The following is a 12,015-nucleotide window of genomic DNA, read 5'->3' on the forward strand; positions in this document are numbered from 1 at the left end:
ACCGCGTCATCGTTCTTCGCGGGCAAGCCTCGCTCCTACAGGTGCAGCAGTGTTACGCTTTTTTGGTTCTCGGCAGGAAGATCGCCAGCACACCAAGCAGCGGCAAGAACGAGCACAGGAAGTACACGTATTCAATGCCGTGGATATCCGCCAGATGCCCGAGCAACGCCGCGCCAATCCCGCCGAAGCCGAACATCAGGCCGAAGAACACCCCGGCAACCATCCCGACATTCCCCGGCACCAGTTCTTGCGCATACACCACGATGGCCGAGAACGCCGAGGCGAGGACGAAGCCGATCACCACGCTCAGGACGCTGGTCCAGAACAGGTCGACGTGGGGCAGGATCAGGGTGAACGGTGCGACACCAAGGATCGAGAACCAGATCACCGCCTTGCGCCCGATTTTGTCGCCAATCGGCCCTCCGAAGAAGGTCCCTGCCGCGACCGCGCCGAGAAACAGGAACAGATGCAGCTGCGAACTGGCCACCGACAGGTCGAATTTTTCAATCAGGTAAAACGTGAAGTAACTGGTCAAACTGGCCATGTAGAAATACTTGGAGAACACCAGCAATCCAAGTACCACCAGCGCGCTGATCACCCGGCCTTTGGACAAGCCGTGAGTCGCTGCCTGACCTTGTTTGAGCTTGAACAGGTTCAGGTGGTTGGCGTACCAACGGCTGATCCGATACAGCACGAACAGCGCAAACAGCGCGAACAATCCGAACCAGGCCACATGCCCCTGACCGTAGGGAATAATGATCGCTGCCGCCAACAACGGCCCGAAAGCCGAACCCGCATTACCGCCGACCTGAAACGTCGACTGCGCCAAGCCGAAACGCCCACCCGAGGCCAGTCGCGCCACACGAGAAGCTTCCGGGTGAAAGGTCGATGAACCGACACCGATCAACCCCGCCGCCAGCAGAATCATCGGGAAGCTACCGACCACAGACATCATCAGAATGCCGATCAATGTGCAGACAGTACCGGCCGGCAACAGCCAGGGTTTGGGATGACGATCAGTGTGGTAACCGACCCATGGCTGCAACAGCGAGGCCGTCAGTTGAAAGGTCAGGGTGATCAGACCGATCTGGGTGAAGGTCAGGCCATAGCTGGCCTTGAGCATCGGATAGATCGACGGCAATACCGCCTGAATCAGGTCGTTGATCAAATGCGCCAGCGCCACCGCGCCGATGATGCGCATGACCAACGGACTGCTTTGTGAAGTGGCGGGCGCCGACGTGGCGGCGGACTGAGCGTTGCTGATGGCCATGAGAGTTTCCGTACTGCGGATGAGTGCGCACTGGCAGGTCGGTCAATGTGCCATTTTTCGGTGCAGGTGCGCCATCCCCTTAGCCTGCTAACGACTTCAAAAAAAGAAGGTGATAGCGCAACGCCATGGTCTGAATCTTGCCTTGCTTATCCGCTTCAACGCGGCCCCTTACAAAGGGAACCGAGAATGGGAAGTTTCGCTACAGAGTCGGCCTACAGAGCGGACCAAGGGGAATTTTCGAGGCCTTTTAGAAGGGCACCAGTCGCGGTCGCAATGACCTCGACGCACGCTAATGATGCGTGGTGTCCAGAGGAGTCATGGGGCATGCAGGCTTTTTTATCACCGGGGATCGGGCTACTGGGGCGCTTCGGCTTCGCGCGCAAATTTCAGCTGCTGTTTCTGCTGTTTATCCTGCCACTGGCGGGCAGCCTGTGGATGATCGGTCAGGATTATCGTGACAAGTTGAACCTGATCTCCGGCGAACGCGCCGGGGTTCGTCAATTGCTCGCCCTCGATGCACTCGACAATCTGCTCGCCGCCCAGCGTGACCGTGCCGCTCGTTGGCGCGCCACCGAAACCAATCGCCAGCCGACACCCGCAACCATCGCGGCGATGGCAGCGTTCGACGCGGTTCAGCCGGCCGTCGCCCAAGCCACCACGGACCTGGGCAATGCCCTGAAAACCGAAGGCGCCGAGGGCCAAATCCTCACCCGCTATCAGGCCCTGCAAACCGCGCTCACCGGCCTGGACTCGAAAAGCCTGAGCAGCGTCGGTTGGTGGCCGGACGGTTATGACCGCTTCACTAATGCCTTGAGTGCTCTGCAAGCCTTGCGCGAACAAATCGCGATGGACAATCGCCTGACCCTCGCGCCATGGCTGGAAACCTGGCTGCTGACGCAGATTTCCACTCAACATGCGCCGGATCTGATCGAAAGGGTCGGGCGTCTCGCCGCCGTCGGCCAGGCCTCGGTAGTATCCGGGCAGTTCACCCTGCAAAGCCGCCTGCAACTGCGGGACTTGCGTAGCCGCATCGGCGATGCGCGGGAGCAGCTTGTTAAAACGGCTGGCTTGCTGGAAACACGCCTGCCCAGCGCCCTGCAAACCTGGGCCGGGCAATACCACGACAGCCTCAAGCACCTGGACGCCGGTTTGAAAGTGCTGGATGAGGGCGTCTTCGGCGGCAGCATCAACCTCAAGCCGGAAGACTTTGAACGCAGTCTCGACGCCCTCCTCGGCGACCTCGCCTCGCTGCGCCAGCAATCGTTGGTTTCGCTGGATCAGCGGCTGGACTATTACCACGGCTCGGCCATCCGCCAATTCATCCTGGTGGCGACTGTTTTCGGCTGCCTGCTACTGGCTGCGTTGTACCTGTTCATCTGTTTGCAGGCCTCGATCCGTCGCAGCGCCAGCGGCATCACGCTACTGGCCGAAGCGTTGCGTGACGGCAACCTGAGCCTGCAAGTACCGGTGCAAGGCCGCGACGAACTGGCTGCTATCAGCACCGCCCTCAACGTCGCGGTGGTGCAACTGCGCAACAGCCTGTTGGGGGTCGATCATGAGACCTTGCAGTTGAGCAACGCGGTGCGCACTCTCAACCATCACTCGAGTGGTGCCCTTGGGGAAGTCGAAGCTCAGCAGTTGCAGATCAGCCAGATCGCCGCTGCGGCCACGCAATTGGCCGCGACCTCTCAAGGGGTCGCCCAGAGTTGCGAACAGGCCTCAGGCAGCGCTCAGCACACCCAGCGCATCGCCGCCGACAGCAGCCGTGACAGCCAACGCACGACAGCGAGTATTCAGCAGCTCAATCAGCGTTTGAACGACACCGCGGCGGCACTGGGACGGGTCAGCGAGCAAGGACAGCAAATTCAATTGGTGGTCGATACCATTCGCGGCGTCGCCGAGCAGACCAACCTGCTGGCCCTCAACGCCGCCATCGAGGCCGCACGGGCCGGCGAGCAAGGTCGTGGTTTTGCCGTAGTGGCCGATGAAGTGCGCAGCCTGTCGCAACGCACCCAGTCCTCCACTGCGCAAATCGCCGGCACCGTCGACAGCCTGCGCAGCACCGTCAACGAAGCCGTAAGCCTGATGGAAGCCGCCTGCGGCCAGGCCCAAACGGATGCACAAGCCGTCACCGGTCTCGGCGAGCGCCTGGGGGAAATCGCCAGCGCGGTGCAGAGTGTCACCGATACCCTGGCGCAGATCGCCACCGCTGTCGAAGAGCAAGCGAGCACTGCCGATGAAGTCAGCGGCAACATTCAGCAAGTCGATCAGGCTGCGGTACGCTTACTTGAAGGCGCACGGGCGGTGAACCTGGCTGCGGACACCTTGAGCCAGGGCAGCAAGGCCTTGAGTGCGAATACCGGGAGATTTCAGCTCGGTTGACGCCATCCCCTGGCCCGACTTTTCGGGTCAGCGGGATAAGCGGTTGAAAGTGTGGAGAAATATTTTAAATTTACGCTTGACGCATCTTCGTTCCAGGTGAATAATGCGCGCCACTTGGCTACATAGCTCAGTTGGTTAGAGCATAGCATTCATAATGCTGGGGTCCGGGGTTCAAGTCCCTGTGTAGCCACCAAGTACTAAAAACGGCTTACCGAAAGGTAGGCCGTTTTTTTATGCCTCGAAAAAAGTCGCGGCCTCCATCCCTGATTTGCGTACCGTTCCCTCGGCCGATAAAGTCCTCAGACCTTTTATCCCATGGACGGAGTGCCCCGCGTGTTCTCAGCCTTCCACTTGAGCCTCTCTCGCCTGTCAGCCCTTTCGCTGATCGCCAGCGTTTTAACCCTCACCGCATGTAATGCCCCGCCCTCTTCACCGTCAGTCTCGACCCTGCCGGTCGCGCCAGAAATCGCCTCTGGTTATCGCACTGACCTGCAGACCCGGCACGCCTCGAAACACATGGCCGCCGCCGCCAACCCGCTGGCAGCTGAAGCCGGACGGGAGATGCTGCGTGAGGGCGGCTCGGCGATTGATGCGGCCATTGCCATGCAAGCAGTGTTGACGCTGGTCGAGCCACAATCATCGGGTATCGGCGGTGGCGCGTTGATTGTGCTGTGGGATGGCAAGGCTGTACGCACCTACGACGGTCGAGAAACCGCTCCGGCCGGCGCCAGCGAGAAACTATTCCTGCAAGCCGACGGCAAACCGATGCCGTTCACCCAAGCGCAGATCGGCGGGCGATCAGTGGGTACGCCGGGTGTGTTGCGGGCGTTGGAGCTGGCGCATCGCAAGCATGGTCGCCTGCCGTGGGCGAAGCTGTTCGAACCCGCCATCAAACTCGCGGAACAAGGCTTCGCCATCTCGCCACGACTGCATCAGTTAATCGCGGCAGATACGTTCATACCGCGTTCACCGGACATGGCCGCCTACTTTTTGAATGCCGATGGCAGCCCGAAAGCCGTCGGTACGCCGCTGAAGAACCCGGCACTCGCCGCAGTGTTCAAGCGCATCGCCAAGGAAGGTCCCGACGCGCTGTACAAAGGCCCGATCGCAAGTGAGATCGTCGCCAAGGTTCAGGGCCACGCCAACCCCGGCAGCCTGTCGCTGAACGACCTCCAAGGCTACAAGGCCAAGGAACGCGCACCGCTGTGCACCGACTACAAACGCTGGCAGGTCTGCGGCATGCCGCCACCGTCGTCGGGCGGGATCGCCGTGGCGCAAATTCTCGGCACCTTGCAGGCGCTGGAATCCCGCGACCCGCGCTTTGCCCTGGCACCACTCAAACCAATCAAGACCAGCAAAGCGGCGGGCACAGAACCAGCCCCAGAAGCTGTGCACCTGATCGCCGAAGCCGAGCGCCTGGCTTACGCCGACCGAGCGCAGTATGTCGCCGACACCGACTTCGTACCCGTGCCGGTAAAAGGTCTGATCGACCCGACTTATCTTGCCAGCCGCGCCGCGCTGATTGGTGACCGCAGCATGGGTCAGGCCAAACCCGGCACCCCGCCGGGGATTCAGGTTGCCTATGCGCCGGACCGCTCGCCACTGCGCATCTCTACCTCGCAAGTGGTGGCGGTCGATGACGAAGGCGGCGCGGTGTCCATGACCACCACCGTGGAAGCAGCGTTTGGCTCGCACCTGATGGTCCAGGGTTTTCTGCTCAACAACCAAATGACCGACTTCTCGTTCATCCCCGAAGAGAACGGACAGAAAGTCGCCAACCGCGTTGAACCGGGTAAACGCCCGCGTTCGTCCATGGCGCCAACGCTGATCTTCGACCGCCAGAGCGGCGAGTTCCTGGCCACCGTCGGCTCCCCTGGCGGCTCGCAGATCATCGAATACGTCGCCAAATCCACTATCGCTCTGCTCGACTGGAATCTCGCTCCGCAAGCGGCCATCAACCTGCCCAACTTCGGCAGCCGCAACGGCCCGACAGAACTGGAACAGCGCCAGTTCAGCCCGGCGCTGATTCAGGCGTTGAAGGACAAAGGGCACAGCGTGAACGAGATCGACATGACCAGCGGGACCCAGGCGATTGTTCGGGTCAAGGATGCGCAAGGGAAAGCGGCGTTGGCCGGCGGGGCCGATCCACGGCGCGAGGGGGAAGCGTTGGGGGATTGAGTCGTACGCAGGAATGAGAAAAGGCTTACCGGGAGGTAGGCCTTTTTTGATTGGAGAAGAATCCTGATCAAGTCTCTCGCGTAGCCTTTTCCTACCTTCAAACTGCTACCTTTTAGATAGAGTATGAAAACCGTTTTTAGCTCGAATGCCCTGTTAACGACTGGAAGACGCCTGCTGACAAGCCGCAGAGTCGTGTTCAACATCAAGGGCAATGACTTTCGGCTAGTAGTCGCGGTGGCCTACCGTTTCGGCGCCGTATACATAAAATTTGTCGGCACCCACAAGCAATACGATGGGATCGACGCTGATACCATCGAAATGGAATAACCCATGAACATTCATCCGATTCACACCGACGCGGACTACCGTGCAGCCCTCAAGAACGTATCTGCACTATTCAACAATGAGCCTGAGCCGGGTACCCCCGAAGGCGATTACTTCGAGATCATGATTACCCTCATCGAGGCCTATGAATCGAAGCAGTTTCCTGTCGATCTGCCCACCCCGATCGACGCTATCAAATTTCGCATGGAGCAGTCCGGTCTGTCCGCGGCTGATCTGGCACCTGCCATTGGCCGGACAAACCGGGTTTATGAAGTGCTCAACGGTAAGCGTGCGTTGACGCTTCCGATGATCTGGAAGCTTCATGATCTATTCGGGATACCAGCCGAAAGCCTGATCAAGCCAGTGAAGCAGGCCTGATCTTTTTTAGGGCTACCGACACCGGATGCAGGGCATCAAGTCGATAATTGATTGGCAAACTGCCCGACCGCGTTCACCACTTTCTGTGCACCGTCCTGGATTTCGACGATCACTGTGCCCGCCTCCGCTGCCAGCGCCAGCCCCTGTTCGGCCTGGAGTTTGCCATCGGTCATCAGGGCCACGGCGTTGCGCGCCATGTCCTGGTTCTGGCGTACGACGCCGACAATTTCATCGGTCGCCTGGCTGGTGCGCGAGGCCAGTTGCCGGACTTCGTCAGCCACCACGGCAAAACCTCGACCTTGTTCACCCGCGCGAGCCGCTTCGATGGCCGCGTTGAGCGCCAGCAGGTTGGTCTGTTCGGCAATGCCACTGATGGTTTTGACGATGGTGCCGATTACCAATGATTGCTCGTTCAGCGCCTCGATGCCTTCACCGGCGGTTTGCATGTGTTTGGCCAAGTCACGCATGACGTCCACCGCTTGAGTCACCACGGTGGTACCGCGCTGGGCGCTGCTGTCGGTTTGCAGCGAGGTGCTATAGGCGATGTTGGCCGCTTCGGCGACGGCCTGTTCCTGATTGACCTGATCGGTAATCACCGTGGCGAACTTCACCACTTTGTAGAGTTTGTTGTTGGCGTCGACCACCGGATTGTAGGAAGCCTCCAGCCAGACCACGCGACCGTGGCTGTCGACGCGCTTGAAGCGATCAGCCACGAACTCGCCGGCGTTCAAGCGGCGCCAGAAGTTCTGATATTCAGCGCTGTTGTATTCCTCTGGCGCGCAGAAGGTCCGGTGATGTTTACCCTGGATCTGCGCCAGGCTGTAACCCATGCCGCTGAGGAAGCGGTCGTTGGCCATCAACACGTTGCCATTGAGATCGAACTCGATGACCGCCGTCGAGCGCACCAGGGCGCCGATCAGGTTCTGATGTTCACGGGACGCTTCAATGGTGCGGGTCAGGTCGCTGGAGTAAATCGAGAAGTGTTTGACCCGGCCATCCGAGGACCGCACCGGTTGCATGATCGACCGCAGCCAGGCTTCGGCACCGTTGCCACGCAACAGACGAATCGTGCCGGCAAAGTGCTCGCCACGGGTCAGCGCAGTCTTGAAGCGGCGGTGAAACTCGTCCGATTTCACATGGACGGGGACGATGTCTTCGATGTGCCGGCCGACCAGATCATTACCCTTGTAGAGCATCTCACCCATGAAGTTCTGGTTGACCGATTGAATCCTGCCATCGGAATCAAGGGTCAGGGCCAGCATCTCGCTGTCCAGGCTCTCCTTGACTTGCTGAAGGCTGGAGAGTTCTTCGCGCAGAGCCGACAGCTCCTGCTTCAAGCGTTTGTTGAACATGGGAAAGCACCGATGGACAGGGATAGAAAGCGGCGTACAGCCTAACCATCGGCATTGTGGTTATTTTCTGAAGAGCGTTTAGGGGTTGTCCTACAAAAATAGTGGCAACACGATCACCTTTATACCGCGCCAGCTACCGAACAACGCCCAATTCGCGGTACTCGCGCGCCGAAATACGCTGCGCTGCTGACGCCCACCGCCCCCATCACCGCGCAGAAAATCACACAAATCCATGGACTCCACGGCATCAGACCGATCAACAGCAGCGGCGTGATACTGGCCCAGGCGGCGTAGGCAATGTTGTAGGTAAAGGAAATCCCCGAGACGCGAATCCGTGCCGGAAACAGGCTGACCATCACCGACGGCACCGCGCCGACGACCCCGCAACCGAGGCCGGCCACCGCATAGGCGAAACCGAGCCACTGGCCTTCAATGATCAGGCAGGTGTAGAGCACGCCGATGCCCAGAGGCAGCAGCAGGCTATACAGCATCACCGTGCGCCAGGCGCCAATGCGGTCGACGAGCAGTCCCGCGAGTACGCAGCCGATGTTCAGAAACACGATGCCCAAGGCACTCAGGGCGAAGGTATGGCTGGCGCTCATGCCGAAGGTTTTTTGCATCATGGTCGGGGTGATGACTACAAACACCACAACGGCCGAGGTCAGCACACAGGTGAGAATCATCGCCGGCAGCATCGCCATGCGGTGCTCACGCAGAACCGTGCGCAGCGGCAGTTCGACAGTAGCCTCGCGCTGGGCCTGCATCGCCATGAATACCGGGGTTTCACTGAGCCAGCGACGTAGCCAGACACCAATGACGCCAAACACACCGCCAAGGAGAAACGGGTAGCGCCAGGCGTAATCAAGGATTTCCGCCGGGGTGAACGTCTGTGCCAGAAATGTCGCCGTCAGGGCTCCGATCAAGTAGCCAAAGGTCAGCCCCGCCTGCAGGAAACCCAAGGCATAACCGCGATGCCCGACCGGTGCATGCTCGGCGACGAACACCCAGGCACTCGGCACCTCACCGCCTACCGCAGCACCTTGCAGGACCCTCAGGGCCAACAGCAGCAGTGGAGCGAAATAACCAATCTGGGCGTAGGTCGGCATGATCCCGATCAGCAGGCATGGTAACGCCATCATCAGGATGCTCAGGCTGAAAACCTTCTTGCGTCCCAACTTATCGGCGAAATGCGCCATCAGGATCCCGCCCAGAGGCCGCGCAAGGTAACCGGTAACGAAGATCCCGAAGCTTTGCAGCAGACGCAACCATTCGGGCATTTCTGGCGGAAAGAACAGCTGGCTGAGGGTCAGCGCGAAAAATACGAAAATGATGAAGTCGTAGATTTCCAGCGCGCCGCCAAGGGCTGCAAGCCCCAGTGTCTTGTAGTCCGAGCGGGTGAAGGGCGCCGGGCGCGCATCGTTATTGGCAGTCATGGAAAAAACTCTGGCAGGCAAAAAACCAAGGCGCCCATGGTCTACGCAAATGCGCTTGTGGACAACCCGTTAGACCATCGGCCCAAATACACAAACAGCGTCACCGCAACGGGCCGATTGATTTGTAGTTGCTACGGACCGGACGGGTAATGATCAAGATTTATCCTACAGGCAGACTCGATTGCGCCTGACATTAAACCCAGCCAGTTCCTATCTCGAATATATAAATCAGCGGGTTAAACTTTGGCGTCTCACAACCTACTTTTTCAAAGTAAAAACAACACCACCCAAGGATGAACAAGTCAGATGTCTTTAGTATCGAAAACGCTGGAAGAAATGATCAATGAGATTTACCAGGACGGTAGAGTTTCAGTCGTTGAATATAGGAAGTTGCGTGATGATGCTGATCGCCGCATGGACGCTGTCGTCCGCGAGTTTGGCCTGCACAACAATCTGACAGCGCTCCAGAAAGCAATGGATGTGGTCATGCAGTTAATGCAATCGTCCATCATCGATGCCAAAAAAGCCAAGTTGACCGATACAGGCGAAGCCATCGTCAAGGATGCTGTTGTTGCGCAAATAGAGTACCTGCGCGCTGGCAGCCATTTGGCATTGCATTTGTTGTAATACTTTATATTTACCCGGTCCCGGACAATTGACTTGGGGGCCGGACCCTCACCCCGGCAGGCCTGCAAACATGCAGAGGTAGCTCTGTGAAAAAAACCATGAGAACCCGCTTTTATATGTAACGCCGCTGATCCAATATGGCATGCATCCCATTATCGGGACCACGCTGAAAAGGATCTGAGCATGTTAAAACTCACAGGACTCACCCTCGCAGCCCTCACCCTCAGTGCCGCCGCTCACGCCGATGTCGATCTGAATCTGGGCAGTACCGAACGGGTCACCCGGCTGTTCTCCTACCCCAACAACTGCAACGTCATCTGCTATCGCAACTGGACGCTGGAGCAGACCGTCGAGCATTACCTGACCCAAAGCGTACAGCGCGATGGCTACAAAACCGCAAAAGTGCAGGTAAAGACCGACAACAATCAGCTCTACGCCAATATCAGCGGTGTACCCAAAGGCTATGACAAACCACTGACCGCATTGCTCAAGGCTGGGGATTTGGCCTACAACGGCGCCAGCAAACTGAATGCTGACGGTAAATGGACTTTTAGCTGGTACCTGTTCCTGCCGTTGGGAATGGCGCTGGAAAACCGCAAAAGCGTCGAACTGCTGCACTTCCCGCCGGATTATTCCCTGATCCAGGCCCAGGATTACCTGGAGTCCAAGACCACGGACCGTTGGGCCACGCTGCTGACGAACAACGGCATTCCCGCCGACCAGACACCGGGCTATCAGACCATCATCGACATCGCGCCAATTGCCGCACCGTCCAGCGCCGGTAAGGACCTGGAGGGCGTCTACGGCTACTTCAAGGACTACCAGACCACCATGGTCAAGGAAGTCAGCCAGAACGCCAGCGGCGCTGCGTTGCCAATGGTTGCCTTCGGCGCACCGGTGCGTAACTGGATCAAGCAACAATATGGGCCGACCGTGGACGTGCTGGGCCTGGCAACCATCAGCCCGAGCGAGGGTGTGAAAGTACCCGTACTGGGTTCCAACCACCCGAGCTACATCTGGTACGCCGCCGATCCCGAGGCCTATAGCGGCAGCGATGCCCAGGCCAAGGCCGATGCTGCGGGGCTGAAAGTCATGGGGCAGGATTTGAGCGCCGCGTGCTGGCAGGCCGGGATGGGCAGCAAACCGGGCACTGACCCTACCGTTCAGCTGAAAAGCTGTACTCAGACCTGGCAAGTGACCCAGAAAGAAAAAACCTGCGAACTGTTCTACACCTCGATTCGCAACCTGACGCCTGAACAGGCCGTGGCCAAGTGCTCGACAGCGCAGGTCAAATCTCAGTTGAAACAGTTGAAGAGTCCAGCCCTTGTGACCTCCTCCGCCCCTGCTCCACACTTGTAAACGATAAAGCTCTTTCTCGCGTGAGCCATGGCTGACGCGGGAAAGAGCTTTTTTCACCTGTCATATCTGACAGTAGATCAATTGGTTCATTTGCGAGAGGCTTGGGGCATACCCATGTGCTGCAGGACTGACAGGATGTCAGTAGACGGCGGTCGTAGCACTCGACTGACAAGGATTGTTATGAGAGCCCATGCAGAACAAGCAATACCCCCACCGCCATCAAATGGCATCTATCCGTTTGTAGAATTGCCCCTTCGCCTTGGGTTCCCCTCCAAAGACGACTTTGAAATTATCTACAACACCCAGGGATCGGCAATGGCTGTCGTGGCACTGCGCGAGTTCCCGCGCATCAGCCGAATCTGCCGGGTTTCCGGGCATCTGCTGCCCTATCGCTGCCGACACACTCGGCAACTGGCTCCAGGAATCCACCTCTACGATCCGCGCTTCTGCGGTCTGCTGAGCCACTCCTGCGATCCCAACGTCTTTCTGGACATGAGCGAGCTGTGGTTATGGGCACTCAAGGACATCAAAAAAGGTGATCGACTGACGATGGATTTCGCCGCGACAGAAGACAAACTGCAGCGGCAGTTCGCTTGCCGCTGCGGTTGTCCCTGCTGCCGTGGCTGGATCATCGGCTATGACGAGTCGCCGAACGCCAATGGAGAACAGTTTTTTCAACACTGGCGTCGACGAAGTTCCAGCTGAAAGGCTC

General features: G+C 58.6%; 9 protein-coding genes, 1 tRNA gene and 2 pseudogenes. 8 read left to right on the forward strand and 4 right to left on the reverse strand.

All coding sequences use genetic code 11. The features are described 5' to 3' along the window. Window positions 1-52: 52 nt before the first annotated feature. A complete protein-coding gene (locus AB7M22_RS22140; RefSeq protein ID WP_454187792.1) occupies window positions 53-1,270 on the reverse strand; it encodes an MFS transporter in 1,218 nt (405 codons plus the stop codon). 324 nt (window positions 1,271-1,594) lie between these two features. On the opposite strand from AB7M22_RS22140, the gene AB7M22_RS22145 reads away from it, so the two are divergent. The 5 genes and pseudogenes from AB7M22_RS22145 to AB7M22_RS22165 all read left to right on the forward strand — a co-directional run bounded on the left by AB7M22_RS22145 (window position 1,595) and on the right by AB7M22_RS22165 (window position 6,532). Beyond that, window positions 1,595-3,652 (forward strand): methyl-accepting chemotaxis protein, encoded by a 2,058-nt coding sequence (locus AB7M22_RS22145; RefSeq protein WP_454187793.1) that lies wholly within the window; start codon window positions 1,595-1,597, stop codon window positions 3,650-3,652. Window positions 3,653-3,768: 116 nt separating this feature from the next. Then, a tRNA-Met gene (locus AB7M22_RS22150) sits at window positions 3,769-3,845 on the forward strand. Window positions 3,846-3,967: 122 nt separating this feature from the next. Further along, on the forward strand, window positions 3,968-5,830 hold the full coding sequence (gene ggt, locus AB7M22_RS22155; protein WP_454187794.1) for a gamma-glutamyltransferase: 1,863 nt from the start codon (window positions 3,968-3,970) through the stop codon (window positions 5,828-5,830). Between the two features lie 171 nt (window positions 5,831-6,001). Continuing rightward, window positions 6,002-6,157: pseudogene (locus tag AB7M22_RS22160) on the forward strand (type II toxin-antitoxin system HigB family toxin); the annotation flags it as partial. Between the two features lie 3 nt (window positions 6,158-6,160). Beyond that, window positions 6,161-6,532 carry a helix-turn-helix domain-containing protein gene (locus AB7M22_RS22165; protein ID WP_454187795.1) on the forward strand — a complete coding sequence of 124 codons (372 nt, stop codon included), beginning with the start codon at window positions 6,161-6,163 and terminating at the stop codon, window positions 6,530-6,532. A gap of 35 nt (window positions 6,533-6,567) precedes the next feature. Here the strand turns inward: AB7M22_RS22165 and AB7M22_RS22170 are convergent, their stop codons facing one another. From AB7M22_RS22170 to AB7M22_RS22180, 3 genes and pseudogenes are all read right to left on the reverse strand, one after another. Continuing rightward, the gene (locus AB7M22_RS22170) at window positions 6,568-6,999 is read right to left on the reverse strand and encodes a methyl-accepting chemotaxis protein (RefSeq protein ID WP_225602937.1); all 432 of its coding nucleotides are present in this window, start codon (window positions 6,997-6,999) and stop codon (window positions 6,568-6,570) included. Window positions 7,000-7,155: 156 nt separating this feature from the next. Then, window positions 7,156-7,884 (reverse strand): annotated as a pseudogene (locus AB7M22_RS22175) (PAS domain-containing protein); the annotation flags it as partial. Between the two features lie 119 nt (window positions 7,885-8,003). Further along, entirely contained in the window at window positions 8,004-9,317 is a 1,314-nt protein-coding gene (locus tag AB7M22_RS22180) for an MFS transporter (RefSeq protein WP_454187796.1), read from the reverse strand. A 306-nt stretch (window positions 9,318-9,623) separates the two neighbouring features. On the opposite strand from AB7M22_RS22180, the gene AB7M22_RS22185 reads away from it, so the two are divergent. The 3 genes from AB7M22_RS22185 to AB7M22_RS22195 all read left to right on the forward strand — a co-directional run bounded on the left by AB7M22_RS22185 (window position 9,624) and on the right by AB7M22_RS22195 (window position 12,008). Beyond that, a complete protein-coding gene (locus AB7M22_RS22185; protein WP_454187797.1) occupies window positions 9,624-9,944 on the forward strand; it encodes a hypothetical protein in 321 nt (106 codons plus the stop codon). Window positions 9,945-10,127: 183 nt separating this feature from the next. Continuing rightward, window positions 10,128-11,303: a hypothetical protein gene (locus AB7M22_RS22190; protein ID WP_454187798.1), complete on the forward strand. Its 1,176-nt coding sequence runs from the start codon at window positions 10,128-10,130 to the stop codon at window positions 11,301-11,303. A 180-nt stretch (window positions 11,304-11,483) separates the two neighbouring features. Continuing rightward, the gene (locus tag AB7M22_RS22195) at window positions 11,484-12,008 is read left to right on the forward strand and encodes an SET domain-containing protein (protein WP_454188845.1); all 525 of its coding nucleotides are present in this window, start codon (window positions 11,484-11,486) and stop codon (window positions 12,006-12,008) included. Window positions 12,009-12,015: the final 7 nt, after the last annotated feature.

It is taken from the genome of Pseudomonas sp. ADAK2 TE3594, assembly GCF_053628675.1.

Coding starts and splice junctions, on each gene's coding strand:
- AB7M22_RS22140 (WP_454187792.1), bottom strand. CDS start 1,270: ATGGCCATCAGCAACGCTCAGTCCGCCGCCACGTCGGCGCCCGCCACT.
- AB7M22_RS22145 (WP_454187793.1), top strand. CDS start 1,595: ATGCAGGCTTTTTTATCACCGGGGATCGGGCTACTGGGGCGCTTCGGC.
- ggt (WP_454187794.1), top strand. CDS start 3,968: ATGGACGGAGTGCCCCGCGTGTTCTCAGCCTTCCACTTGAGCCTCTCT.
- AB7M22_RS22165 (WP_454187795.1), top strand. CDS start 6,161: ATGAACATTCATCCGATTCACACCGACGCGGACTACCGTGCAGCCCTC.
- AB7M22_RS22170 (WP_225602937.1), bottom strand. CDS start 6,999: ATGCGTGACTTGGCCAAACACATGCAAACCGCCGGTGAAGGCATCGAG.
- AB7M22_RS22180 (WP_454187796.1), bottom strand. CDS start 9,317: ATGACTGCCAATAACGATGCGCGCCCGGCGCCCTTCACCCGCTCGGAC.
- AB7M22_RS22185 (WP_454187797.1), top strand. CDS start 9,624: ATGTCTTTAGTATCGAAAACGCTGGAAGAAATGATCAATGAGATTTAC.
- AB7M22_RS22190 (WP_454187798.1), top strand. CDS start 10,128: ATGTTAAAACTCACAGGACTCACCCTCGCAGCCCTCACCCTCAGTGCC.
- AB7M22_RS22195 (WP_454188845.1), top strand. CDS start 11,484: ATGAGAGCCCATGCAGAACAAGCAATACCCCCACCGCCATCAAATGGC.